This window comes from Paenibacillus sp. LX16, from assembly GCF_036252815.1.
In the GTDB taxonomy this organism is placed as follows: domain Bacteria; phylum Bacillota; class Bacilli; order Paenibacillales; family Paenibacillaceae; genus Paenibacillus; species Paenibacillus polymyxa_B.
Genome location: NZ_CP141152.1, coordinates 5,648,378 through 5,674,735, shown reverse-complemented (window position 1 = coordinate 5,674,735; position 26,358 = coordinate 5,648,378). Strand labels below are relative to the sequence as shown.

At 45.6% G+C, this 26,358-nt stretch carries 25 protein-coding genes and 1 pseudogene; 21 read left to right on the top strand and 5 right to left on the bottom strand.

From position 1 onward, the window contains the following. Positions 1 to 44 precede the first annotated feature (44 nt). The 8 genes from nikB (at position 45) to T3H97_RS25400 (ending at position 7,232) form a co-directional block, all read left to right on the top strand. On the top strand, positions 45 to 989 hold the full coding sequence (gene nikB / locus T3H97_RS25435) for a nickel ABC transporter permease subunit NikB (protein ID WP_328801255.1): 945 nt from the start codon (positions 45 to 47) through the stop codon (positions 987 to 989). Then, entirely contained in the window at positions 989 to 1,819 is an 831-nt protein-coding gene (gene nikC / locus T3H97_RS25430) for a nickel ABC transporter permease subunit NikC (RefSeq protein ID WP_328802880.1), read from the top strand. Before nikB ends, nikC begins: the two co-directional genes overlap by 1 nt. Before the next feature lie 20 nt (positions 1,820 to 1,839). Further along, positions 1,840 to 2,664: an ABC transporter ATP-binding protein gene (locus T3H97_RS25425; protein ID WP_328801254.1), complete on the top strand. Its 825-nt coding sequence runs from the start codon at positions 1,840 to 1,842 to the stop codon at positions 2,662 to 2,664. 38 nt (positions 2,665 to 2,702) lie between these two features. Next, a complete protein-coding gene (gene nikE, locus T3H97_RS25420; protein ID WP_328801253.1) occupies positions 2,703 to 3,512 on the top strand; it encodes a nickel import ATP-binding protein NikE in 810 nt (269 codons plus the stop codon). Positions 3,513 to 3,654: 142 nt separating this feature from the next. Then, complete coding sequence (locus T3H97_RS25415; protein WP_023990976.1) at positions 3,655 to 4,464, top strand: transporter substrate-binding domain-containing protein; 810 nt, start codon at positions 3,655 to 3,657, stop codon at positions 4,462 to 4,464. A 30-nt stretch (positions 4,465 to 4,494) separates the two neighbouring features. Beyond that, on the top strand, positions 4,495 to 5,211 hold the full coding sequence (locus tag T3H97_RS25410; protein ID WP_023990975.1) for an amino acid ABC transporter permease: 717 nt from the start codon (positions 4,495 to 4,497) through the stop codon (positions 5,209 to 5,211). Between the two features lie 4 nt (positions 5,212 to 5,215). Continuing rightward, the gene (locus T3H97_RS25405) at positions 5,216 to 5,983 is read left to right on the top strand and encodes an amino acid ABC transporter ATP-binding protein (protein ID WP_328801252.1); all 768 of its coding nucleotides are present in this window, start codon (positions 5,216 to 5,218) and stop codon (positions 5,981 to 5,983) included. Between the two features lie 232 nt (positions 5,984 to 6,215). Then, entirely contained in the window at positions 6,216 to 7,232 is a 1,017-nt protein-coding gene (locus T3H97_RS25400) for an asparaginase (protein WP_328801251.1), read from the top strand. A 47-nt stretch (positions 7,233 to 7,279) separates the two neighbouring features. Here the strand turns inward: T3H97_RS25400 and T3H97_RS25395 are convergent, their stop codons facing one another. Then, complete coding sequence (locus T3H97_RS25395; RefSeq protein WP_328802879.1) at positions 7,280 to 8,230, bottom strand: Gfo/Idh/MocA family protein; 951 nt, start codon at positions 8,228 to 8,230, stop codon at positions 7,280 to 7,282. Between the two features lie 162 nt (positions 8,231 to 8,392). Between T3H97_RS25395 and T3H97_RS25390 the strand changes: the two are divergent. Next, positions 8,393 to 9,213: pseudogene (locus T3H97_RS25390) on the top strand (helix-turn-helix transcriptional regulator). Between the two features lie 41 nt (positions 9,214 to 9,254). Here T3H97_RS25390 and T3H97_RS25385 read toward each other — a convergent pair. Then, positions 9,255 to 9,500: a DUF6953 family protein gene (locus T3H97_RS25385; protein ID WP_013312611.1), complete on the bottom strand. Its 246-nt coding sequence runs from the start codon at positions 9,498 to 9,500 to the stop codon at positions 9,255 to 9,257. A 213-nt stretch (positions 9,501 to 9,713) separates the two neighbouring features. Here T3H97_RS25385 and T3H97_RS25380 point away from each other — a divergent pair, with 213 nt between their 5' ends. Then, positions 9,714 to 11,114: a transcriptional regulator gene (locus T3H97_RS25380; protein ID WP_328801250.1), complete on the top strand. Its 1,401-nt coding sequence runs from the start codon at positions 9,714 to 9,716 to the stop codon at positions 11,112 to 11,114. Positions 11,115 to 11,323: 209 nt separating this feature from the next. Here T3H97_RS25380 and T3H97_RS25375 read toward each other — a convergent pair whose 3' ends face one another. Further along, on the bottom strand, positions 11,324 to 13,060 hold the full coding sequence (locus tag T3H97_RS25375; RefSeq protein ID WP_328801249.1) for an ABC transporter substrate-binding protein: 1,737 nt from the start codon (positions 13,058 to 13,060) through the stop codon (positions 11,324 to 11,326). A gap of 147 nt (positions 13,061 to 13,207) precedes the next feature. Here T3H97_RS25375 and T3H97_RS25370 point away from each other — a divergent pair, with 147 nt between their 5' ends. From T3H97_RS25370 to T3H97_RS25355, 4 genes are all read left to right on the top strand, one after another. Next, the gene (locus tag T3H97_RS25370; protein ID WP_328801248.1) at positions 13,208 to 14,794 is read left to right on the top strand and encodes a DUF4153 domain-containing protein; all 1,587 of its coding nucleotides are present in this window, start codon (positions 13,208 to 13,210) and stop codon (positions 14,792 to 14,794) included. Between the two features lie 13 nt (positions 14,795 to 14,807). Beyond that, complete coding sequence (locus T3H97_RS25365; protein ID WP_061829536.1) at positions 14,808 to 15,374, top strand: hypothetical protein; 567 nt, start codon at positions 14,808 to 14,810, stop codon at positions 15,372 to 15,374. A 9-nt stretch (positions 15,375 to 15,383) separates the two neighbouring features. Further along, a complete protein-coding gene (locus tag T3H97_RS25360) occupies positions 15,384 to 15,533 on the top strand; it encodes a hypothetical protein (RefSeq protein WP_180984554.1) in 150 nt (49 codons plus the stop codon). A gap of 162 nt (positions 15,534 to 15,695) precedes the next feature. Continuing rightward, positions 15,696 to 16,133 carry a hypothetical protein gene (locus T3H97_RS25355; protein ID WP_328801247.1) on the top strand — a complete coding sequence of 146 codons (438 nt, stop codon included), beginning with the start codon at positions 15,696 to 15,698 and terminating at the stop codon, positions 16,131 to 16,133. A 73-nt stretch (positions 16,134 to 16,206) separates the two neighbouring features. Here the strand turns inward: T3H97_RS25355 and T3H97_RS25350 are convergent, their stop codons facing one another. Further along, positions 16,207 to 17,322 (bottom strand): WG repeat-containing protein, encoded by a 1,116-nt coding sequence (locus T3H97_RS25350; protein WP_328801246.1) that lies wholly within the window; start codon positions 17,320 to 17,322, stop codon positions 16,207 to 16,209. 330 nt (positions 17,323 to 17,652) lie between these two features. Between T3H97_RS25350 and T3H97_RS25345 the strand changes: the two genes are divergently transcribed. The 5 genes from T3H97_RS25345 (at position 17,653) to T3H97_RS25325 (ending at position 22,104) form a co-directional block, all read left to right on the top strand. Continuing rightward, positions 17,653 to 17,970, top strand: coding sequence for a PTS sugar transporter subunit IIB (locus T3H97_RS25345; protein WP_013312603.1), 318 nt, complete (start codon positions 17,653 to 17,655; stop codon positions 17,968 to 17,970). Further along, positions 17,963 to 18,295: a PTS sugar transporter subunit IIA gene (locus tag T3H97_RS25340; protein WP_013312602.1), complete on the top strand. Its 333-nt coding sequence runs from the start codon at positions 17,963 to 17,965 to the stop codon at positions 18,293 to 18,295. The genes T3H97_RS25345 and T3H97_RS25340 overlap by 8 nt, the downstream gene beginning before the upstream one ends. Positions 18,296 to 18,379: 84 nt before the next feature. Continuing rightward, positions 18,380 to 19,708, top strand: coding sequence for a PTS cellobiose transporter subunit IIC (gene celB, locus T3H97_RS25335; RefSeq protein ID WP_328801245.1), 1,329 nt, complete (start codon positions 18,380 to 18,382; stop codon positions 19,706 to 19,708). A gap of 73 nt (positions 19,709 to 19,781) precedes the next feature. Beyond that, a complete protein-coding gene (locus T3H97_RS25330) occupies positions 19,782 to 21,191 on the top strand; it encodes a glycoside hydrolase family 1 protein (RefSeq protein ID WP_328802878.1) in 1,410 nt (469 codons plus the stop codon). A 202-nt stretch (positions 21,192 to 21,393) separates the two neighbouring features. Continuing rightward, complete coding sequence (locus T3H97_RS25325; protein WP_023990962.1) at positions 21,394 to 22,104, top strand: GntR family transcriptional regulator; 711 nt, start codon at positions 21,394 to 21,396, stop codon at positions 22,102 to 22,104. Positions 22,105 to 22,202: 98 nt separating this feature from the next. Here the strand turns inward: T3H97_RS25325 and T3H97_RS25320 are convergent, their stop codons facing one another. After that, a complete protein-coding gene (locus T3H97_RS25320; RefSeq protein WP_328801244.1) occupies positions 22,203 to 22,739 on the bottom strand; it encodes a PadR family transcriptional regulator in 537 nt (178 codons plus the stop codon). A 212-nt stretch (positions 22,740 to 22,951) separates the two neighbouring features. Between T3H97_RS25320 and T3H97_RS25315 the strand changes: the two genes are divergently transcribed. Then, positions 22,952 to 24,223, top strand: coding sequence for an L-lactate MFS transporter (locus tag T3H97_RS25315; RefSeq protein ID WP_328801243.1), 1,272 nt, complete (start codon positions 22,952 to 22,954; stop codon positions 24,221 to 24,223). Positions 24,224 to 24,259: 36 nt separating this feature from the next. Further along, entirely contained in the window at positions 24,260 to 26,209 is a 1,950-nt protein-coding gene (locus T3H97_RS25310; RefSeq protein WP_328801242.1) for an oxidoreductase, read from the top strand. Positions 26,210 to 26,358 lie beyond the last annotated feature (149 nt).

The window sequence follows — 26,358 nt, the reverse complement described above, 5'->3', positions numbered from 1 at the left end:
GAAGCCGATAGGTAACGTTAGCTTACAGGATAGGAGGACAACTCATGATCAGCTATATCGGGAAGCGAATGGTAGCGGTCATTCCTATTGTTCTCTTTGCCACCCTCGTTACCTTTGCACTGATTCATATTTCACCAGTTGATCCGGCCGAGGCCTATTTGACGGCTGCTCATATTTATCCTACTCCAGAGATTCTGGAGCAGAAAAGACATGAGTTCGGGCTGGATCAGCCTTTGCTGACGCAGTATGTGCATACACTTCAAAGAATCAGTCAATTGGACTTTGGTACTTCGTATTTGACGAACAAGCCAGTGTGGGATGAGGTCAAGGTTCGGCTGCCCGCCACTTTTGAATTGGCTGTGAGCAGTATGGTGCTATCTATTGTGGTGAGTATTCCGCTGGGCGTGCTGGCGGCGATGCGTAAAAATGGCTGGATCGACATGCTTAGTCGAGGAATTTCATATTTTGGCGCGTCGATACCCCAGTTCTGGCTGGGATATTTGTTAATCTTCTTTTTCTCTGTCCGATTGGATTGGCTCCCTGTAGAGGGGCGAGGAACGTGGCAACATCTGGTGTTGCCCACGTTGACCCTGTCGCTGGTTCTGATTGCTTTATATACGCGCCTGCTGCGTTCCAGTGTGTTAGAGCAGCTTCAGGAAACGTATGTGCAGTATGCCAGAACTAGAGGAATTCGTGAGCGGGTGATCATGCTCAAGCATGTACTGAAAATTGCCATCGCTCCACTGATTACAAGTATGGGTATGAATCTGGGCAAGCTTCTGACTGGAACAATTATTGTGGAGCAGGTGTTTTCATGGCCCGGGTTTGGCCGTTATTTTGTGGAAGCGATTTTTAACCGGGATATTCCCGTCATACAATGCTATGTGTTTTTGGCGGCATGCCTGTTCATCGTATGCAATTTGCTCGTTGATCTGGTGCATTTGTATATGGACCCCCGAATTTCATCGAAGGGACGAGCAGAGCAGTGATGATAAGGTTGCGTACAATGTTCAAAGGTCAAAAGGTAATCGTGGTCTGCTCTGTCGTACTGGCTGCTCTTTTTATCATTATGGCGCTAGCTCCTTGGCTGGCTCCCCATGATCCGGTTAAAGTCAATTTACTGCACAAGCTGGAGGGACCTTCGAAAGAATACTGGCTGGGAACCGATCATTTGGGTCGGTGCAATTTATCCCGGTTGCTGTATGGAGCGCGGATTTCATTAGGTTTTGCGACATTAATTTTCCTGTCCTCGCTTAGCATCGGCATTGTGATCGGGTCGCTTGCAGGTTATGTAGGTGGCTGGGTCGATAGTGTGTTGATGCGGTTTTGCGAAGGTATTATGGCGTTTCCGAATTTGGTGCTTGTGCTGGGCATTGTCGGTATTTTTGGGCCGGGCCTCATGCAGGTGCTGCTTGCCTTGATGATGGTGCAGTGGGTGTACTATGCCAGAATGTGCCGTAATATGGTCGTCAGTCTGAAAGAACGGAATTTTATAGCTGCTGCAAGGATTAGCGGCTCCTCCTCAGGGGCCATTATCCGGCGGCATATTATTCCGAATGTGCTACGGCCGATTGTGGTCATTGGTACGCTGGAAATGGGCTGGGCGATCATGGATATTTCCGCGTTGTCGTTCCTTGGTCTAGGCATTCAGCCGCCGACTCCCGAATGGGGAGCGATGATTCATGAGGGAACGGGATACATTCGCAGTCATCCGGAATTAATGATCTATCCGGGAGTTATGATTCTGGTGGTGGTGATGGCCTTCAATATATTGGGGGAGGCGCTGTCCGACCGATACGGAATTACCAAACGTCAGTAAAACAGGAGTGAGTTACAACGATGGACGACAGGGCGAAGGTGCTGGAGGTCAGCGGCTTACAGGTGAAGCTCAAAACCGATGCTGGGGCGGTATCTCTGCTGGAGCCAACTCATTTTGAACTGAAAAAGGGACAGGTACTGGGTCTTGTCGGCGAGAGTGGAAGCGGCAAAACGGTGACTTGTAAAGCGTTGCTCCAATTGCTGGATCGCCAGACGATGGACGTGGAAGGTAGTGTCCGTCTGAACGGGCGTGAACTGAACGGAATGGCGGCCGAGGAGATGCGCCGTATTCGGGGCAAGGAAATCGCGTTTATTATGCAAAATCCGATGAGCGCCTTTACGCCAGTGTATACGATCGGAGCTCAGTTTATGGAAACGATCCGCACGCACACTGGATTAACCAAACGACAGGCCCGTGATCTTGCCATAACGGCTCTGGAAAATATGAATTTGCCCGATCCAGCCAAGCTGATGAAGCATTACTCGTTTCAGTTGAGCGGCGGGATGCTGCAACGGGTCATGATAGCCATTTCCATGTGCCTGCGGCCAGCAGTGGTTATTGCGGATGAACCAACGACGGCGCTTGATGTGGTCAATCAGCTACAGGTGCTAAGAGAGCTGGATCGCTTGCGTACGGAATACAATACGTCCATTTTGCTGATCTCGCATGATCTGGGCGTCATTTCCCAATTGGCGGATGAAGTGGCTGTCATGCAGCAGGGTCGTATTGTTGAGCAGGCTGAGGTCCATCAGTTATTCGATCACCCGCAGGATGAATATACGAAAATGCTGCTGCATGTCAGACCCAAGTTGTCCATTCGGGGCATGAATCAGGTAGGTGGTTAGTCACCTGTTCGACGGTTACACTTTCAAAAGGGGAGCGAATGCGCATGCTACAAGTGAAGAAAGTAACTCATAGCTATGGAAGGCGCAAATGGCTGGGCCGCTCTGAACCACGTACCCCTGTGTTGGCTAACGTTTCGCTTACTATAGAAAGTGGGTTTTGCCTAGGCTTACTTGGTACCAGCGGAGCCGGTAAAAGCACGCTGGGCAAGGTTATTCTGGGGCTGGAGAAGCCGCAGGAGGGTCAGGTGCTGTTCCAGGGACAGGACATTTATAATGCGAGCCCCCAAGTCCGCAGGGGACTGCGACGGGATATGCAGGTCGTATTTCAGGACTGCTACTCTGCTGTAAATCCCCGAATGACCGCCGGGCAGATTATTGGGGAGCCATTGGACAATTACGAACGGTTATCGGCGCAGGAACTAAAAAGAACGGTCGAAAGCCTGCTGGAACGGGTCGGCCTCAAGCCAGAGGACCGGATTAAATATCCGCATCAGTTCAGTGGCGGACAATTGCAGCGGATCAATATTGCACGAGCGATTGCGCTCAAACCAAAGCTGATCGTGCTGGACGAGTCCGTCAGTAGCCTCGATATGGTTCACCAGATGCACATTTTATCCCTGCTGGGAGAACTGAAATCTTCGTTTGGATTGTCATATCTGTTCATCACGCATGATATTCGGGCGGCATATGCCGTCTGTGATGGCATTGCTGTGATGGAGCAGGGGAGATTGATTGAGCGCTGTGATGAGAAGGATCAGATTTTTGAATCTGCTCATCCGGCTGTACGACGGTTGATCTCGTCCATTTTGCCGGAACATCCAGCAGAGCGTTTTCCGCTTCATGGATAAGAGTGGGCCCGCAAGGGTCCTTTTTTTGTGCAACATATGGATAAATAATCGAAATGAAATTTACTTGTTGTATTATTTGAATAACCCGTTATAATATAAAATCATAGTAAATTACTTGGATATTAAAAAGGGGATGTCATATATGAAGAAATCTGCTTTGGTAGCAGCGATTGGCCTGTCTCTTGTGTTATTAACGGGTGCCTTGAGTGGATGTTCCTCGAAGGATGCGGCATCGGGGGATAAGGTAATCTATGTCGGCACACAAAATGACTACCCGCCGTTTGCTTTTACGAATGAAAAAAACGAGCTGACTGGATACGATGTAGAAGTAGTCAAAGAGATCGACAAGAAGCTGGACGGCTACAAGTTTGAGTTTGTACCTTCTGGCTGGGACGGAATTTTCATGGCGCTGGAATCGAACAAGATTCAGGTCGTAGCAGATGAAATCGCCAAAAATCCTGAGCGCGAGCAAAAATATTTGTTCTCGGATGAATCCTACTTTCAGGCACAATCCGTCATTGTTGTGAAAAAAGGCAGAACGGATATACACTCTCTCAAGGATTTGGAAGGCAAGAAGGTAGCCGCATCAGTAGGCGATTCCTACACACAATTGCTGGAACAATATAATGCAAAGAATGGGAATAAAATTATTTTGAAATACAATGATACAGGCACTTCGTCCGATAACCTTCAAGACGTGCAAAATGGCCGGGTGGACGCTTATGTGAATGATCCAGTCATGACGGCTGCTACGATCAAGAAGGAAGGTTTGCAGGTCGAAGCGATAGGTGATCCTGTGCAAACGGATGATATCAATCTGGTGTTCAAAAAGGATAAGCAGGGCGAAGAACTGAAAGCTAAAATCGACCCGATTATTAAAGAGTTGAAAACGGACGGAACACTGAAAAAATTGTCTGAACAATGGACAGGTGGGGAATATATTCCGCAGTAACAACAATGTAAAGGGTAAAGTGAGGTTCCTATGGAAAAGCTGTTTGACCTTGATTATATGCTGAAAAGCCTTCCCCGGATCGTTGAGTATCTACCCGTTACGCTATGGATTGCATTTTTGTCCATGCTGCTGGGTACGATTATCGGGTTGGCAACGGCGTTAATTCGGATATACAAGGTGCCTGTCTTGGCGCAACTGTCTACGCTGTATGTCTCCTACATTCGGGGAACACCGCTTATTGTGCAGCTGTTTCTCGTATATTATGGAATACCCAAGTTTTTATATTATTTTCAGAGCGAATACGGTTTCTTACAGCAATTAAATATCTACGTGATTCCACCCGAGGTTTTCGCATTGTTGTCATTTTCACTAAATCTCGGGGGTTATCTGTCGGAGACGTTCCGGGCGGCGATTCATTCAGTCGACCGGGGACAATTTGAGGCTGCCAATTCCATCGGGATGAGTCAAACACAGATTATGCTCAAAATTGTGCTACCACAGGCGTTGACGGTGGCTTTGCCCAATTTGGGAAACACGCTGATCAGTACGGTGAAGGATACGTCTTTTATTTTTATGATCGGTGTCGTCGATATGATGGGACAGGCTAAAATTATGGGCGCGCGGGCGTTGGCTTTTTTTGAGGTATATGTTGCGGTGTCTCTGATTTACTGGTTGGTGTGCATTATTATTGAGCGCGGGCTTGTCGTGCTGGAGAAGCGTATTCGAATTTACGAAAGAAGTGAGTAAGGGTATGATTCAACTTCATCAAATTCATAAGCATTTTGGGCAGCATCATGTGTTGAAGGGCATAGACCTGACGGTAGGCAAGGGAGAAGTTGTAGTCATCCTGGGCCCAAGCGGATCGGGGAAGTCCACGCTGCTGCGCAGCATTAATTTTTTGGAACAGCCAAACAGCGGAGTCATTGAAATTAACGGTGTAAAGGTCGATGCCGCCAAGGCGGGAAAAAAGGACATTCTCGGACTAAGGATGGCAACGGCAATGGTATTTCAGCAATATCAGTTGTTTAAAAATTTGAATGCACTCCATAATGTGATGATTGGTCTGACCAGTGTGAAAAAGCTGGATCGTAAGCAGGCGAGGGAGATCAGTGAAGGCATTTTGGAAAAGGTCGGGTTAAAGGATCGTATGACCTATTATCCTGCCCAGCTTTCGGGTGGACAGCAGCAGCGAGTTGCGATTGCCCGTGCTTTGGCACTAAATCCGCAGGTGTTGTTATTCGATGAACCGACTTCCTCACTTGATCCTGAACTGGTGGATGAAGTGCTGTCCGTGATCCAAAAGGTGGCGAGTGAAGGAAATACGATGATTATTGTCACGCATGAGCTTGGTTTTGCGAGAGATGTAGCGGATCGGGTTGTGCTGATGGAGCATGGCGTGATTGTAGAGCAGGGACCCGTGGAGCAGTTTTTCACCAATCCGAAGGAAGAACGGACACGGCAGTTTCTGGGCAAAGCGTTGGGACAAAGAGCGCCACAGGATCAGCCTGTATCCCCGTAAGAAGTACGTGGATGGCTTATAGGTATGTGCAGCGCTGTAGAGTATTGCACCTATAGTAAAAAGCACGTTAGACAAGTCGCAGGAGGAAGGAAAGCCCGCGCTTGTTTGTCGTGCTTTTTTTGGCCCCTCATATCCCAAATTCTTTTCCATTGCAAAGTAGCTTATCACACTTATTCATGATAAATTCTAAGAACAATACAGTGAAGATGTAATCGGGAAGGAACATTGGCATATGAAAAAGGTTTTGTTCATTAATACTGGAGGGACCATTTCTTCCTCCTATCAAGAAAACGGCCTGACACCGACCCAATCGGCTGAAAATATTTTGGCGGAAATCCCGGAGCTGAAGGAGATTTGCGAGATTGATGCCCATAATCTGATGAGCATTGATAGCACCAATACACAACCAGAGGATTGGGCTTCCATCGCCCGTATGGTACATCGTTCGCTCGATCAATACGATGGTATTGTCATTGCACACGGCACGGATACGATGGCTTATACAGCTTCAGCCTTGAGCTTCATGTTGGGAACTGTAGACAAACCCGTCGTCTTGACAGGTTCGCAGGTTTCTATTTTGGCGGAGCACAGCGATTCCAAAAAAAATGTAATCGACTCATTCCTGACCGCTTGTGGCGAGGTGGCCGGGGTTTTTGTCGTGTTTAACGGCAAAATTATCAATGGTAGCCGCAGCTCGAAAATCAGAACACGCAGCTATAACGCCTTTGAGAGTATTAACTATCCGTACATTGGCCTCGTGGAGAACGGTAAGGTGGTCTATACGGAGGGCGTATTTGCAAATCGCGGCACCGTTCGTCACCCATACAACGACGGGTATGCTTCGGAGGTATTTCTACTCAGGCTGATTCCGGGTACGAATCCGGCGATTTTCGATGCCATTCAGGGCTTGGGCTATAAAGGTATCGTCATTGAGGGCTTTGGTATGGGCGGCGTCCCTTTTAAAGAAAGAAGCTTGATCAGCAAAATCGAGGAACTGATGAAGGGCGGTATGAGTATTGTCGTGACTACTCAATGTCCTTATGAGGGCGGGGATTTGACGATTTACGAAGTGGGGCAAAAGGTACTGGAGAAGGGCGTTATTCCGGGGTATGACATGACAACGGAAGCGCTGGTGACGAAAATGATGTGGGCGTTGGGGCAGACGACCGACCCGGCCCGTGTAGCCAAGATTATGGCAACGAACTACGCGGACGAAGTTTCTTTGCCTGCGGATACAGCTTCCTTATAGGAAGCTGACTTCCGTAGATAAGAACAGGCATAAGAAAAAATACGGGGTTAACGTTGGGCTTGCCCCAGTCTGCTTTTAATCTCAACAGCCACTTTCAGCGCTTGTACAGCTGATTCCAGTGGAATCAGGCTTTCCGAATGTCCGCCAAAGCATTCAAGTGCATGATCCCAACTTTTTTCATATGGATTGGCCGATTCGAGGTTGATTTTTTGCTGTCCTGATGCGGTATACTCATATAATGCGGTAGGTATAAGATCGTTTTCGTCGCTTTCATGAAATACCAGCTTGGCCTTTTCAAAATAAGCCTCATAAGCCACTGTGAAGGGGTAGCTTCCCGGCATGTGGGATGAGGCGATGACTTCTGTGAATGTATCCCGATGCTGAAAGTAAGCTCGAACCTGTGCTTGTTCAGGATGGGTAACTTCTGTACCCCAGACTGTACATGGATCACAGGGGCCTAATAGCCAGGTCAATAAATCCAGTTCATGAATCATGAACTGAGTAGGGATGGAGCTCAGTCCAAGATCCCCCCACAGAGGAGGCGTTTCTCTTTTCAAAGATAAGGAGATGAGCTTCCCGTATTTCTGTTGGCGGTATGCCTCATACAGATAGGTATAGGCGGGATCAAACTTAATGAACTGGTTGACCAGAATCTTTTTGCCATATTGCTTCTCAGCTTGTTGCATAAGAAGAGCGTCTTCGAGATCAAAGCAAACCGGTGTTTCACAAAATACATGCTTACCGTGCTTCAGCGCATCCACGGCATATGACCTATGCAGCTGGGAGGGCAGGCATAGATTGACGATATCCACGTCTGGGTCCAGCAGAATATCCTCTATATTTTGTGTGACTTCTACGTTTAGCTCCTCTTTCAGCTTTTGCAGCTTGGTTTCGTTCCTTCCAAATATTATGACTTTGTTTACCTTGGGATGGTTGTTTAACAGTGAGGCATGATACGCGCCGAATCCCGTCCCCAATATCCAATATTCATCATCCATCACACCCCTTTACTTCTATGATACACACCTATTACTGCCAACAGGGTGTCAACAATCTTTGCATCATCTTTTCAATTCGGGTTAACCATCTATTGTGGAGGTATGATTGTGAGACTGCATCGTTTAATCGCGATTTTATTATGTATCGAATCTAGAGGGAGAATGAAGGCCAAGGAATTGGCGTTGGCACTGGAAACCTCTGTACGCTCCATTTACAGGGATATCGACCTCCTGGCTGAAGCCGGCGGGGATGTCATTCAGTTGTATTTAACAGGGATGGGCATTTATACAGGCGGGCCCACGGAATCGGGTTTGAAGTTAAAGAATGCTCTGCTCAAACTGGAACAGACGATGCCAGACCCGTATCAGTCCGATATTAAGAAAGCCAAAGCGCGGTTTTATTTTGATGATACGCCGTGGTGGACGGAACGTATAGCAATTCCTTGTCTTGAGGCCGTGAGAACTGCAGTGTGGGGATCACATAAAATAACCATTCAATATGAGAAAGCTGACGGAATCTGTTCTTCCCGTCATGTGCATCCCTATGGACTTGTGGTGAAAAAAGGAGATTGGTATCTCATTGCCTTCTGTGAAGTTGGGCAGGAGATTCGGACCTTTAAATGTGAGCGAATCAAGGAGGTTCTGCCGTCTGCGGAAGTCTTTGAGGTTCCGGTGGATTTTTCGCTGGAACATCATTGGATGAGGCAAGAAACCGCGTTTAAGCAGCTTTGTACAGAGAAAGAATACTATCCCGTTTTGATCCGAACGAATAAGAAGCAAGCGGAAATTATAGCGAAAAGATGGAAATCATCCAGTCTGTACAGGAAGGCAATCATTTCATTCTAACGGTCAACATGTATAGTTATGAAGCGGCTTGTCGCGATGCTATGGATTGGATCGGTAGGGTTGAAGTTGTGGAGCCTGTAACACTCCGACAGTTTGTGAAGGAAGAAATTAACCGACTCCAGAGGATATATGGATAAATGATTAAAAAAACACCTGCCTAGGGCAGATGCTTTGCTTGTTAAGTCCAGGCCCAGAGAAATCCGTCACGATCCCATGCAATTCTGCCACCATGAAGCTTGCGGAATGCTTTTTTGATTTCTTTTTCCAGAGATACATGACCATGCTCGCTTATAAACACATACTGCTCTCCATACTCAGAGCGTACATATGCAATTGCATCTTCTTGTTTCAGGGTGCCCACTTCACGGATCTGCGCGACCATCCATTGTGCAATCTCTTGTTCTGTTGTAGGGGTGTTGTCCATTTGTCGCATCCTTTCCTGCGTACCGATTGGGTGTAGCTGTTCGGCTCACCTCCCCGTAGTATACGGCAATTCGGAGAATTATTGAATTTTTTGATATAAATTTACTTGAGCGGTTGGCTAAGTGGGCTTTCTTTTGTATAATTAAGGGAATATTCACGGGAATTTTCTTTTTTTGTATTGTAATCATGCAAGTAATCCCTGGGGGTGCCTGATTTGAAGGAAACAACCACAATTCGCGCAGAGCTGGAGCAGTACATCAGACGAGAAGGAATTACGATTAGTAAGTTTGGGGAGAACACAGGTATTAATGCAGGAACGATCAGTGCCATTATTAACGGTAATCGTCCGATTGCAATGCTGCTGTTGGATCGAATTGGTGCAGGCATGGGGCTTGAAGAAGGGAGCCTCTATGAGTTATACATTGATGAATTTATACGGAATACGGCACCGAATTGGCGACGGGTTCGTCCCTTTTTGCATCGCTGTGCAGAGCTGAACAAACTGGATTGTATTAAGCAAGTCGTGGAGTTTATGATGGACTATCTCATATACGCCCCAGCTTTGTTTGAGACAGCAGAAGAATTATTCAGTGAAGGTAAGTTCGAGGCTGCGGCAATTATTTATAAAAATGTTTCGGAAAGTGAGAAGTACCAACATTCAGAGCGTCTGGCGCTCTGCCAATACCGTTTATTTACGATTGCCGTTGGCGATGACCAGGACGAAAACTTATGGGCAGCCACACACTTTGAAAGCTTTGTGGAGCGATTGGGTGAAGCAGACCAACTGGATGCCTTAAGAGACTTGGCTAATACCTATGCCTCCTTGCGGCGTTGGGATAAAGTAGAGTGGTTTGCTGAAAAAATGGCTCAAAAAGCCAAGGTACAATACGAGCAAAAATACGGAAATACCAGAAGACCGGAGCGTGGCAAGGAACCTAAGGGTCCTTTGTTTATGTATATTGTATATTCTTACGTGCTGCGTGCCGGGGTGTGGGATGAGCGCGGGGATTATCAGAAGGCACTGGAATTTGTATCCCTATACTCTGATTTGAGCTGGGTGCAAGAGGATACGGAAGAAGCTCGGCGTTTAAAGGCCCTTTGTAGCAACTGGGCTGAGGCCAACGGGTATTTATATCAGTTGATGTCCGGCAGTCTGGATGTGATTCCACAGTATGTAGATTATTTGGAAAAAAACGAAGGCGAAATTCTCGTGGGGTTACATAAAATTATGGTAGCGGCCAACCGTTATGATTTTAATGTAGACCATGTACTGCAACGTTTTGAAAAACAAATTGAGGCATTTGCAGATCAGCATGTCAAGGTTGGCACTTATACGGAGCAAATGTCAGCAGATCTCTATGCACGATTTTTGGCAGAGATGGCTTGTTATGATCTCAACAAACATCGTTATACCAAAGGTATGAAATTCTTGCTTGAGAGCCTTTCTTATTCCGTCGTGCTGAATGGTAATCCTGTCACAATCAAATGTGTAGGATTATTTGAAAAGTATCGACATACTGCCACTTCTCAGGACAAAGAGGAATATAAAAACTTACTTGGAGAGGTAGAGTACATCCATGATAAAAAAGATCGTTTTTTCTCTGCTCGCATTTAATGTTTTTATCCTATTGAATTTTTCACCCGTTACCCCTCCTATGGAAGATCCTAGCGATGTCCACAGTCATGGGTTGGGGGGATGGGCATTTTCATCCCTTGATACATCTACTTGAAAAGATCTGGATTGTCGTAACCCAAAAGGTATCCTCTTGTGAAAAGAGGATGCCTTTTTTTGATCATGCGATGCGCTTGAATGGACCGCTTGGCTCAAGGCTTGGATGATGGAGGTACAGCAGGCGGAAACCAGACATGACGCAGATCCACCCAGCCCTGACTGTTAAAAGATACGCCACGCACAGAAGGGAGATAGGCCGTCTGAACGGGCTTTTCATATAAAATATGCAGCTGGTGCTCATCCATGAGCCGAGTTTCGATATGTTCGAATTGCTGCGCCCTAACAGTATGATCGGCCTCCCGTGCAATTTCACGCAGCAGTCTTTCGATATCCACACGGCTATGAGGCTCCACATGCCCAGATACATTGAGATACAAGTCAAACAGGCGTAATTGCTCATCACGGTCACGAAAGAGAGAAAAGATGATTAAGTCTGACTCCATACGGATAGATGAGCTTTTGAATTCGTTCATAGATGCGGCCACGATGTTACAGGTATACCCACAGGATTCGAGCTGAGCCGCAACCCGGTCTGCGTCTGCTTTATACTCGGGAATGGTAGCAATTTGCAGCGCCGCCAGTGGTTCATAAGAATCGTTAGATGAATCCACTGCTGGAGGAAGGGAGCGATGATCCAGACATGCTACAATGCGGGCACGTATTTCTGGATTGCGTAGTGGTCCATCCTTGTGTGTATTACATGTGATAAATTTGCGTACCGAAGCCGCCGAGTGAATCTGGCTCCATGCGGTATCCGTATCTCCCGCCGATACGGGATTATGGATAATGTGAAAAGAAGAAGCGGTGTCTTCCGTATCCGACGATTCCAGCTTAGTCGCCCATGGGAGTTGGACAATTTCCACTCGGTCCAGATGAGCTCGGCCTTGAAAATAAGGTGCGAAAGCCTCCAGTGTACACAGGCTTTCGTTCATTTCCGTGACTTTGAATGCCCCTGTACCGACAGGGCGGATGCCAAAGGCGGCTTCACCCACCTGATTAAGCTCACGCGGCACAATCGCAGCCCGGCTGGTACACAGGAAGGATAGAAATAGCTCGTTCGGCTCCTTTAGTACGAAGCGTACTATCGTTGGACTTAGCGCCTGGACGTGCTGAATTTGCCTGACGATAAAATGATAAAGTCTCCTTCCCGGCGCCCGACTCAGTCGCTCAAAGGTATAGACGACGTCTTCAGCGGTCAGTATTTTTCCGTTATGAAACAACACTTCTTTACGCAGGAAAAAGGTCCACTGTGTACGAGTGGTGTCCACCTCCCAAGCGTGCGCCAATCCCGGCAAAATCTCGCCGCTTTCGTTCGCCCGGCGGGCCAGACCATCAAAGACGTGGCTGGATACGAAGGACTCGGCGAGCCAGTTCAAATACAACGGGTCCAGCGTATAGAGCTGCTGGCGAATAGGCAGACGCAGCGTGTCGATCTGCTGCTGATCACTGCGCACCTCCGCGTGATGCCCAAAATAATTCAGCAGCCAGCCTTGCAAATGCTCCTGCATAGTGGAGGAGCGTGAATGAACTCGAATTTCATCCAGCGCGCGTTTGATATCATGGCGGTCTATGGCTTGCATCATGGATTGCACGGCAATGTCTTCCGGCTGAATGAGGAAGCGCAGACTGGAGCGGCGACCTCTGCCTCGGCGAGGAGTCCATTGTATCCAGTCGTGCTGCTCCATTTTCTGAATGATCATCAAGGCGTTGCGGTGAGTACAGTCAAAAATAGCCGCCAGCTCATCCAGCGTCGTCTCTATGGTATGGTTTTCGTCCTTGTCGTCAGCTGCGTGTGAGTGAAGCCTTAAAAATTGGGCATGGAGTTTCATTCAAGGTTGCTCCGTTTCCCCTATATTTGATTAAAAGCGTAGCCACTTTTATAAAATAGGAAATTTTGTTTGAATTAATTTCTCTTTATCTTCTTATTTTATCATCTACAATAAGGGTTATAAAGCATATTTGTGGAGGTATTTACCATGCATGACAAGATGAATGGAACGTCTTTGCCGAAAACGTCGTTTCTGTCCGCATTTGCTGGCGCAATTGTGTTGGCGCTGGTTCATCAATATCTGTTTTACGGACATGGGCTGGGCGTGTCCATGCCAATTTTTGTTATTGGGTTTTACGCCTATATGTATGCCTTTAACCGAGATCGTTTCCAGTCCAGATCATGGATAGGGCGTTTGCTGTTTGTGATCATTTTCATGCTGGCATTGACATATGCGCTGTTCAATAATCCGGTCCTGTATGTGTTAAATGCGTTGGCGATACCTGCTCTGATTAGCGTACATATGGTGCTGCTGTTTGGGGAGAAAAGGCATGGCTGGTCAGAACCCGGTATTATTGGTCAGGCGTTAAGCCATTGGTTTTATCAAAACTTTCGTCATATCGTGACCCCCTTTCGGATGGTCAAGACAGTAGCCCTTCGGAATGTAAAGGATGAGCGTAAGCGTGTATTGGGCAAAGTGATGATTGGTTTACTTATTGCCTTGCCGCTACTGTTCATTATCATATCTTTGCTGGCTTCGGCGGATGGGATGTTCGAAAAGTTGTTATCTGGCATACCCGATTGGATCGGCACACTGTCCTTTGGGAGTGGCATGCTGCGGCTGATCTGGACCTGCTTTTTCACCTTCTGTTTCTTCTGTTACTTGTGGGGATTTGTACAGCCTGCTCCGCGTAATACGCAGAGAGAGGCCCAATCATGGCACGGGTTAGATGAGCGCACGAATGGCCAAACCACCGAGTATGATGGTCAATCTTCAGTGATGATTGACCGACCAACGGTGCCTTACCACGAGCCGGTCGCGATCAAATTTGATCCTGTAATTACCGCTACGGTGCTGATTGTCATGAATCTGGTGTATGTTGTGTTCGTCGTGTTGCAGTTCGGATATTTGTTTGGTGCATGGGAAGGTGCTCTGCCCGAAGGAACCTCGTATGCCGAATATGCTAGAAGAGGATTCGGGGAGCTGGTTATGGTAACAGGTATCAACTTTGTGCTGATGATCAGTGTATTGAAGTGGACTGAATTTGGATCAGGTATAGTGCAAAAAATGAACAGTGGCCTGCTGTACATACTCGTGGGTTGTTCGGGTGTGATGCTGTATTCGGGATATACCCGGCTGGTTATGTACGAAGAAGCATACGGATATACGTACACCCGCTATTTGGTACACGCGTTTATGATTTTTCTGGGCTTGCTACTGCTTATTGCAGCAATGCGCATTCATTTCCGTCAACTGCCGTTGGCGAAATATTATATTGTACTCGCTCTGGTCGCCTATGTCGTCGTGAACTATGTGGGCATTGATATACGGATAGCTGAAAATAATCTCGAACGGTATCGCACGACATCGGTGATAGATAAGGAATATTTGAGTGAGCTATCGGCGGACGCGATTCCGCTGCTGATTGACTTTAGCCGTAAGGAACATGGATCACTAGATGAGTTTTTACAAGCCCGTTTGACGAGCATGACGAGAGAAGAATCGGCTTGGCCTGAATTCAATTGGGCAAAGTATCGAGCGCAACGGGAATTGCACGACTATATTTTGGAATGAGAGGTGTTTGGGAATGATCGGAACAGAAACGGCACAGGGTATGGTACTGGAGTTACAGGATGAAATGTCACAGTATCAGCATCAGTTTGGTGTAAGACGGAACGATTTTCTCGTGGAGGCTATGTCTTACGGAATGAGTGAGGAGGAAGCTCGCTCTTATGCTATCCAGAGTATCGGTCCGGTCGTTCCCGTCGCCTATATGCCTACGTTGGCTCCCGGTAAAATCCGACCACTCAGTCCAATGCTGGCAGCGCGGTACCGATATGCGGGGGATTGGAAGGATATCGACGAGCATCTGCTCCTACCTGATGAAGTCCTGCGGATCGCAGGTACAGAGCAGTTCCGCAGCTGGATCAGCGATATGCGGAATTACTGGGTGGAATCGGCTCCATACCGATTCGGAGATGATCGTCTTTCGCTGCTGTCGGTTGCGAGCGAGGAAGAAGGTCACTTTTCCATGCTAGTCTGGAAGGAGCCCGGTGAAGAGCCGGAAGTATGGACGTACGCTTCGCAGCATGAATACCGATTCAGTCATCTGCTCCATTGGTTCAAGTGGCTGAATGGGCGGAGTGAAGAATGAGAGGTACAGATGATGAAAAAGAATCGTAATTGGATCGTGCTATTTATAGGCATCGCTCTGATGGTGGGGGCAGCAGACTATTTAACACAAACGAAGCCTACGACTACTCCTGAGCTTATCGTTCCAACCGTAATCAGTGAAGAAAGCCTTCAGTTATGAGAATGAAGTTAATTTTTTGTGGTATTACGTTGTTAAAGTAAGCTGGAAATCACCCTAATAGTTGAGAGGGAATGGAGGCCAACATCAATGAATGTGGAGCCATTCAGATGTTCAAGCGACTCCGTCAATTCCTCTACAACTTATACTCAGGGGGAATTTTCAATGGCTAGAAGTGCAAGTACTTATGCATCTGTAATTGACAGTTTTAAGGTAGAAACGAACAAAAAGTATTCGCCAGTAGGTGGAACGAAGTGTAATATTTTTGCTCAAGATGTGATGTCCGCGATGTCGGCTGACTTACCAAGTGGCTTAGCCAATCAAATGGCTGATGCCTTACTGAATAAAAGGGCGCCGGGCTGGTACTCTGTAACCTTTCAGGATGCACAAAAAAGAGCCAATCTCGGGTATCCTACGATCGGGATCAAGAAAGAAGATGGTCATGGTCATGTAGTCGTTGTCAGACCGAAGGGTTCATCGATTACGATTTTGAAAGAGGTACAGGTTGCTCAGGCGGGGACCAAAAATTATAACAGTAATACCATCAACTACTCGTGGGTGGCAGCAGATCTACCTGGAGTGAAATTCTACACACACGACTAATTATATTCGATATATTGGAAATTTAATGACCCCGGAAGCAGATCCACTCGATCTGTTTCCGGGGTCGTCTTTTTTATTTTGAAACGGAATGTTTAGATACAATGAAAGCTTTGCCTGGCTTGATAAAAGCAACAGCATAGCCATTAGAGAAGGAGGAGGATTCGGCTCTGTACTCAAGTTTAGTCAGCAGTTGTCCTTGACGATTGATGTAACCGAATTTGCCGTCTGAGACGGATGATTGTGTTTGTTTACCGACTAAAGCAAAGCCTTCTTTGAACGGAGAGGTAACATCATATTTTTGTTGATATTTAATGACCAGCGTTCCGTTTTTATCAATAAATCCGACTTCGTTTTTTGCATTTTTCACACTCGCCAGGCCTTCACTAAAATCCTGGGCATCTGTAAATTTAAAGGGAATCACGACTTTTCCCTGTTTATTGATGAATCCCCATTTCCCCTTGGTATTTTGCACCGGGGCTAATCCTTCCGAAAAGTCTCCGCCAGATTTATATTGAAGTGGAATGACTTCTTTCCCTGCTGTATTGATATACCCGTATAGCCCTTTGCTATTTTGAACAATAGCTAAGCCATCCGAGAAACCACGACTATATTTATATTTATAAGGAATTGCTAGTTGACCAGAGGCATTCAAAAAACCGATCTTGCCAGTGTTGGGGGCGTAGGCAAGAGCCAGACCGTCCGTAAATATATATTCTGAATCCCCATTTTCTTTAAAATGAGAAAGAATTTTTCCCGTTCGATCTATAATTGCATTTTCTTTGGTGTCTGCTATGGTAACCTTGGCTTTTCCTTCGGAAAAGAAATTGGCTTCGGTATATTGGCAAGGGATGACCAGTGTCCCTTTGGTGTTAATGTATCCATAAAGATTGGTTTTTGCATTTTTGACGACGGCTCGCTGCTCATGAAAATCACCAATGGGCTTAAGCTCGGCGGGAAGTGAGAAAGCTTTTGCTCCTTTGGTATTGTAATACACGAGGTTTCCAGCAGATGTTTCAGCAGCCAATAAGCCATCATGAAAAGCACCATCGCTCAGCGGGCGAGCAACGTTGTAATCCAGAGCAGTTTTAGAAACTTCAATGGTTGTTGTGCTGGATGCGGCCCAGCCTGTTCCAATAACGGAGAGGCTAGTAACCAGAATCAATGCAGCTAATCCTAACTTTTTTAACATGCATAAGCTCCTTTGTGAGTTGATTTTTTAACTTCGGGCTTCAAAAAATCTTACCTTCATACGTAAGGTATTCCATAATATAGACGATAAAAATGTAGGAATGTTTCATGATATTCTAAATTTTTCTAATTTTCAGCTATTATTGAGAGATTAAAGATAAGAGATCACGTTCATTTTCAAGAAAAAAAGTGAAGAAACAGTGTCATTTTAAAAAAAGTCTATACATATATATTAAATGTATAGACAAATCAAAAAACTGGATTTATAATTACGCTGTAAACGTTTTCTAGTAGTTAACATCCAATCAGACCTTGAAGGGAAGGAACAATCATGAAGAAAATTTTGCTGGCGTGCAGCTCAGGTATGTCTACAAGTTTGCTGGTTACTAAGATGCAGGATTATGCTAAGTCCATTGGAGACGAGGCTGAAATTTGGGCAGTAGGTCAAGATCAGGCGGCAGAAGACATGGCTAAGGCTGACGCAGTATTGATTGGCCCGCAAATGAGTTTTCTTAAAGGACAGCTGGAAAAGGAAGCAGCCCAATATGGTATTCATGTAGAAGTGATTGACATGATGGCATACGGGATGGTTGACGGTAAGAAAGCCTACGAACAGGCCGTGAAGCTGGTGGAACGCAAAAATGGATAAAGTCAATATAGCTGAACTGACGGAAGAGCAAATTAGTTTCCAACTTATTCTTCATAGTGGAAGCGCTCGCAGTAAAGTAATTCAGGCGCTGACCGAATACCGAAATGAGAATGTAGAAGGTGCGGACGAACTGCTCAAACAAGCCAAGCAGGATTTACGTGCTGCGCATGATATCCATTTTCAAATGGTTAAGAAGGAAGCGGGAGGTACCCAAACTCCTTTCTCGCTCCTTCTAATGCATGCCGAGGATCATCTGATGTCCACGGTTACCATGAAGGATCTGGTTCTAGAATTGCTGGAGCTGTTCAAATCCAGAAATTTATAACGGAACATGTAAGTTTGTGAAATTTGGGACATGAAAAGCTTGCAACCCTATTGATGCAAGTCACTTCGCGGGGAGGAATAGGCTTTGTTTGAAAAATTAAGCCGGATACTGATACCTATTGCCGGTAAACTGAACAACAACCGCTATCTTACTGTACTGCGTGATGCATTTATGCTGTCATTTCCATTAACTGTTTTTGGCTCCATTATCGTCGTTATTATCAATCTGCCGTTTCTAAAAGGGTGGATGGGCGACGGCAATTATGCGACTTTTAGCAGTCTGCTGAACATTGCGCCTAATGCCACACTGAATATCATGACCTTATTTGTAATCGTCGGGATTGGGTATTATTTATCTCGAAGTTATAAGGTCGAGCCCATATTCGGCGGGATGATTGCGTTGGCCAGTTTCTTGATGCTCACCCCGTTTGTGCTGACACAAGAAAGCGGTGCCACGATTGCTGGTGTCATTCCGGTTGATCGGATCGGTGCCAAAGGCATGTTCCTTGGTATGATCGTCGCTTTTATCGCGGCTGAGATATACCGAAAGGTGACGCAGCGGAATTTTGTCATTAAAATGCCTCCAGGCGTTCCGCCGGCAGTTGCCAAATCATTTGCCGCTTTGCTTCCGGCATGTATTACATTGGGCATATTTTTGATCATTAATGTTGTAGTTACACTGACCCTTCATAATAACCTGCATGATCTGATTTATCATGCTGTACAGGCACCTCTGGTGCATTTGGGCAGTGGCATTATACCTACATTGATTGCTATTTTCTTTGTTCAGCTATTATGGTTCTTTGGGCTTCATGGTCAAATTATTATTAACTCGGTTATGGACCCCATCTGGAATACGCTGGCACTTGAAAACTATGAAGCGTACTCCAAAGGAGCAGAACTGCCGCATATCATCACCAAGCAGTTTGTGGATATTTACACCGTAGGTATCGGTGGTACAGGTATGACACTGGCTGTCGTGCTTTCGATTCTGATCTTCCTGAAGAGTAAGCAATTGAAGCAGGTCAGTAAGCTGGCCCTTGGACCGGGTCTGTTTAATGTCAACGAACCCGTCATATTCGGTCTGCCGATTGTGATGAATCCGCTTATTTTTGTTCCATGGGTTATTTCTCCAATGATCGTTACGCTGATTACTTACTTTGCCATGACCACCGGGATTGTGCCGCCGCCAAACGGAATACAGGTTCCTTGGACGATGCCGTTGTTCTTTAGTGGAATGATGGCTACGGGCTCCCTGATGGGTGGCGTGCTGCAGTTGTTTAATATGGCTGTCGTCTTTGTCATCTGGTTCCCGTTCCTGAAAATTATTGATCGGATGAACGTTCGTAAAGAGCAGGAAGAGGAGCTTAGCCAAGCAGCCCTTGCAGGTAAGGATCAAACTGTTGGAATGTAATGTGAATAAGCTGCTAGATTAGCAGTTTATTCACTGCAAAAGAGAGAGGAGTAGAGCTGTGAATCATACCGAAATGAAAGATATAGAGCAGCAAACCATTCAATACCGTTTTCCATCCGACTTCTGGTGGGGTTCCTCAGCTTCGGCTACCCAAACAGAAGGAACCGTGGAGGGAGACGGCAAAGGACCGAACATTTGGGATTATTGGTTTGAGCAGGAGCCGAACCGTTTCTATGATGGGGTTGGCCCTGCCGATACGTCCCGTTTCTATACTCGTTACAAAGAGGATATTGCACTCATGAAAGAACTTGGCCACAACTCTTTCCGGTTCTCTATTTCCTGGTCACGCCTGTTTCCGGCAGGGAAAGGTGCAATAAACCAGCAGGCGGTTCAATTCTATACTTCCGTCATTGAGGAGTTGCATCAGGCGGGTATTGAGCCGTTTGTGAATCTGTATCATTTTGATTTGCCGATGGCTTTACAGGAAAATGGAGGCTGGGTGAACCGGGAGACGGTCGAAGCTTACGTGGATTACGCTAACACTTGCTTTGAGCTATTCGGGGATCGTGTAGCCAAATGGTTTACGCATAACGAGCCGATTGTCCCGGTGGAAGGCGGCTATCTATACGATTTCCACTATCCGAATGAAGTGGATTTCGGTAAAGCTGTACAGGTGGGATATAATACTCTGTTATCGAGCGCGAGTGTCATTAAGGCTTACAGAGAGGGCGGTTATAAGGGCAAAATCGGAATTATTTTGAACCTGACGCCGACTTATCCGCGTAGTCAGCATCCGGCAGACGTGCAGGCTGCTGAAATATGCGACGCGTTCTTTAACCGTTCCTTTTTAGACCCATCTGTGACGGGAGAATTCAATCCTTTGCTCGTGGAGCTGTTACGCCAAGAGGGATATGTACCAAGCATGGAAGACGGAGATCGGGAGATTATACGCCAGGGCACTGTGGACCTGCTGGGGATTAACTATTATCAGCCGCGCAGAGTCAAGGCTCGCGAAAGTCTGCCGAACCCGGATGCGCCTTTTGTGCCGGAACGTTTCTTCGATTATTACGTCATGCCTGGTCGCAAGATGAATGAGATGCGGGGCTGGGAGATTTATGAGAAAGGCATTTACGACATTCTGACCAATGTCAGAGAAAATTATGGTAACATTGAATGCTTCATTTCAGAAAACGGAATGGGCGTTCAAGGTGAAGAAAAGTTCAGAGATGAACAGGGCATGATCCGCGATGACTATCGCATTGATTTTATCCGTGAGCATCTCAAATGGGTCCAAAGAGCGATCTCAGAAGGCTCCAATGTGAAGGGCTATCACTTATGGACGTTTATGGACAACTGGTCCTGGACGAATGCTTATAAGAATCGCTATGGTTTTGTGTCTGTCGATCTTCAGAACGGTGGCAAGAGATCCGTTAAACAGAGTGGGCACTGGTTCAAACAGGTGATCGAGAATAACGGATTCTAAGGTGGTCCTCCGGACCGCCTTTTTTTCTTCATCATCGTCAAAGAACTGTGCTGTACGCCGCTGGTGAGAAAGTATAATGTTCGGTATACTTACTTATACCGTAATACCTTAACGTCCCGCCTGCAGAATAAAAAGAACCAGCGCTACCGATGTTTTGGTAAAATGCTGACATAAAATAATTTTTAGTACAGGTGGTAGACAGATGAACAAATACGAGCGGATTGCACAAGAGGTCAAAGAGCGGATTATGAATAAGACCTATAGCAGTGATGATCCGATTCCCGATGAGATCTCACTGGCAAAAGAGTTTCGTGTAAGTCGGATGACGATTAAGCGGGCATTGGACACATTGGTGATGGACGGGTTGTTGAATCGTAAAAGAGGACATGGAACCTTTATCGTCAAATCGGTTCACAATGGCCCTGTTAACGTTGTCGTAAATGAAATGCTGGGGTTAACCAACGTACTGCGCGGGAAAGAAATTAAAAATAAAATCGTCGCCTTTGACGTTCAATTTCCATCCGAAGAGGTAGCGACCCATCTATTCATTGATGCCAATTCTCCTGTATACCATGTGATCCGTCTGCGTGTCGTGGAGGGTGAGCCCTATGTTATCGAGCGCACATACATGCCTACGAAGCTGATCAGCGGTATTACAGAGGAGGTGCTGTACGGCTCGGTGTACAAACATATTAAGGAGGAGCTGGGACTTAATATTGTCGGTTCACACCGTACCATCCGGGCATCCAAGTCGACGGAACTGGATCGGGAGCATTTGGACTGCGCAGCGGATGATCCAATCTTGGAAATTGAGCAGGTGGGTTATCTGGATACGGGTATACCATTTGAATACTCGTTCTCACGGCATCGGTACGATAAATTTGTGTTTACCACAGTGAACCGGATGCGTTGATAAGTAAAGAATAAAAGAATAAGCATAAGGATTCGAGCTACAGATCTCGGATCCTTATGCTTTCTTTTGGTTAACCATTAAGGGGAAAAGGAGAGGCTTTATTTTTTACAATAAGCAATAAAACTTTCTATCCATTGTATGGTTATAGTTTCGCGTAAAATAGCACCATCTAATACAAGATAATCGCCAAAATTATCACTATCAAGAGGAGGAATAGTTTCATAGCGTTCTTTATTTTTGCGTAAATGTTCCAGCCTATCTTGATGTTGAAGCAGCTGATGTTCCAACAAATATAATCGGGTTGTTATATCCATATGATTAGAAAAATACATTCTCAGCCTAAACACATCTTTGGGAGTAGGTTCAATAGGCTCTGCCTTTTTTAACCATTGTAAAAAATCTTCTTTGCCTTTCTCCGTAATCGAATACAATTTTTTTTCTAAAACTTCTCCGCTAATCTGGATCTCGTAGACGATAAGTCCCTCATTAAGCAGTTTTTTTAATTCTGGATAGATCTGACTGTGCTTTGCAGTCCAAAATTCGCCTAAATCTTTACTGAATTCTTTACCGATATCATAACCAGTCATAGGTTCTTTATTTAACAAGCCCAGAATGGCATATTTTAAAGTTCTCATAAGGCATTCTTCCTAACATTTTCGTCGTTTATTGGTTAAGTATAACATATTTAGCGAGTCCACAATAAGATTGATATATTATTGAAAACATATTTAATGAAACATATAACTACATACATGTTCCTATTGATATATTGGAAAGTGCGTGTTAATATTAGTTCGAAATATGTGAATGATTTCACAATACAACGACGAGGGAGAAGAAGATCTTAGTGGAACTTACAAAAAAGAGATGGATTATTCTGATTGCAAGCTGCTTTATTAATCTGTGTATTGGATCAATTTACGCGTGGAGTGTATTTTCTGCCCCAATGGCAGAATATTTGAGTAGCGTAACAGGACTTAGTTTAACACCGGGGAATTTGGCTATAGCATTTACGATTACAAATTCGGTAGGTCCTATCACGATGATTTCAGGTGGCTGGATTAATGATCGGTTCGGGCCCAAGAAAGTGATCTTTGTAGGGGGCTTGCTGTTTGGAGGCGGTATGATTTTATCAGGATTTGCAACATCTGTAGGTTACCTGGTATTGGCTTACGGTATCGTACTCGGCCTAGGAACGGGAATGGTTTACGGATGCACAATTAGCAACTCTATTAAGTTTTTCCCTGACAAAAGAGGATTAGTTGGCGGTATAACAACGGCTGCTTATGGAATAAGCTCAGTTATTATACCTCCTATTGCCAATAGTTTAATCAGTAGGTCTGGTGTGACATCAGCATTCATTATCATCGGTATAGCATTTCTTATTATTGTATGTGCTGCTTCTTTCTTCATTGAGAAATGTCCCTCTGATTTTGTCCCTGCAGGATGGACACCCAAGACTGTAAATGTTGGCCGTTCTATTCAGAACGACAAAGACTGGAAAGGCATGCTCTCAAGCCCTCTGTTTTATATCATGATCTTGTTATTAATGTGTGGTGCTTTTGCCGGACTCATGTGTACATCACAAGCTTCTCCTATAGCTCAGAAAATGATTGGGATGTCTGCGGCAGCCGCTACGACAGTTGTTTCCGTATTGGCATTGTTTAATACAGGCGGACGAATCGTTGCAGGCTATATTTCGGACAAAATCGGTCGAATCAATACCCTGGCATTTTCTTCTGTCTTTTCGGTCATAGGACTCACATTGCTTTATTTTTCAGGCGAAGGTAGTGTGTTGACATTCTATATTGGTATTTCAGTTATTGGTTTATGCTTTGGTGCACTGATGGGGGTATTTCCTGGATTTACTGCCGATCAGTTTGGTGTGAGAAATAATAGTGTGAATTATGGAATTATGTTTATTGGATTTGCAACAGCAGGATACTTTGGCCCATCTATTATGAGTCATGTTTACAGCACAGACAGTAGCTATCAGAGAGCTTTTGTCATTGCGGCCGTTCTTGGCATAGCCGGACTTATTCTGACGTTTGTATATAAGTTCACTACCCGAAAAAATCAGAAGATGGCTGTGGATATGAATCAGAAAGCTATCAATTAACCCATAGCAATAAATACAGATAAGGAGCATGAGATCATGCAAAGAAAATATCCCAATCTATGTAAACCAATCACAATTGGAAATGTGACTTTCAGAAATAGAATGTTTGGCTCTCCTATGGGAGGTACGGATATTACAGCAGACTGCACTATTGGACCCAAATCTACAGCTTTTTATGAATTAAGAGCAAAAGGCGGTGCTGCGTCAGTTACAGTCAGTGAAGTCGTGGTTCATCCCGAGACAGAAGCTTCCCATATGTACCATCTGGATCTGGGGACAGTAGATTCTCTTGCTAGTTTTACCTATACTGCAGACGCTATTCGCCGTCACGGGGCAATTGCCAGTGTGGAATTGTCTCATTCTGGACAGTATGCAGGAACTTATCTGACTGACAAAAATAAGAAACAAGGACTTGCTCAGTGGGGCCCCAGCCCCGGAGTACGTCCAGACGGCAGAGAAGTAAAGGAACTTACGCAAGAATTAATTGATGATATCGTAGCAGCTTATGGTAGATGTGCTGGACTGGCTAAAAGAGCAGGTTATGAAATGATTATGGTTCATGGCGGACATGGATGGTTGATTAATCAGTTTTTTTCTCCTTATTTCAACCGCAGAACAGACAAGTATGGCGGAACTTTGGAAAACAGGGTGCGTTTCGCACAGGAGGTTCTTGACAGTGTTCGTAAAGCGGTGGGTGCTAGCTTCCCAATCGAGTTTAGAATGAGTGGTTCGGAGTTATTTGAAGGCGGCTATGACCTGACAGAAGGTATAGAAATTGCTAAATTAATCGAATCAAGAGTCGATTTGCTCCATGTATCTGCTGGAACTTATCAGACAGGCTTTGGTATCACACATCCTTCGATGTTCTTACCTCATGGAAGTAACGTTTATCTTGCAGCAGAGATTAAGAAGCATGTAAGTATTCCAGTTGCAACGGTTGGCGGATTAAATGACCCGGCTCAAATGGAAGAAATCATTGCCAGCGGTCAGGCGGATGTTGTTGAAATGGCTCGCGCACTGCTGGCTGATCCAGAGCTTCCAAAAAAGGTGATGAGTAACCGCGACGAGGACATTATTAAATGTCTGAGATGCTTCACCTGCATGGCAGAACGTGCAGAAACATCCACGAGACGCTGTACGGTTAACCCGTTAATTGGTCGTGAGATGGACGGAACAGAAATATACCCTTCGCCTAATCCACGCAAGGTTCTAGTAGCCGGTGGAGGACCAGGCGGACTTTATGCAGCTCTTACTGCGGCTAAACGCGGACATGAAGTTATTCTATGTGAGAAGTCTGACGAGGTAGGCGGCATTCTAAGGGGAGAACAGGCGATTCCTTTTAAATATGAGATGTATGAGTTAGGTGTTACTCTCGGTAAGCTGGCCAAGGACGCTGGCGTCGAGATTCGTTTGAATACACCTGTTACTAAAGAGTATGCAGAGAAAGAAAGTGCTGATGCATTGATTATCGCAGCTGGCTCGGCAGCAATTGTTCCTCCAATCCCTGGATTGAATGGCGATAATGTAGTTATTGTTAATAACTACTATTTGGAGAAGGATAAAATTAGCGATAGCGTAGTCGTATTGGGGGGCGGTCTGGCAGGCTGTGAAGCAGCAATTCACCTTGCCCAGGAAGGTAAGACTGTTCATCTGGTAGAGATGAGAACGGAGCTGGCTCCAGATGCTAATATTAGACATCGACCAATTATGTTAAAAGAAATCGAAAAAAATAACATTCAGGTCCATTTAGGATTTAAAGGGCTATGTGTTACACAAGAAGGTGTTGCTTGCGCTGATCAAAATGGTGAAGAACATCTTGTTCCAGGTACTTCAGTCATTTGTGCGCTTGGACAACGGCCAAGAAGAAACGTAGTAGATGAGTTAATTGATTGTGCACCTTATGTCGCACAAATCGGAGATTGCGTTAAGGCATCTACCATCACGACTGCAATATATCAAGGATATCATGCAGCGCTTGATATCTGATTATCTGCGACTCACTATCACTGCCCGGCATGTGATACTTCAGGAGTCTAAGAGAGGCACTCGAACATAGCGGTTCAACACAAATCGCACAGCTCCTGCAAATGGGTACAACATTGCGCAAGAGCTGTGCGATATTTTTTTAAGGATTA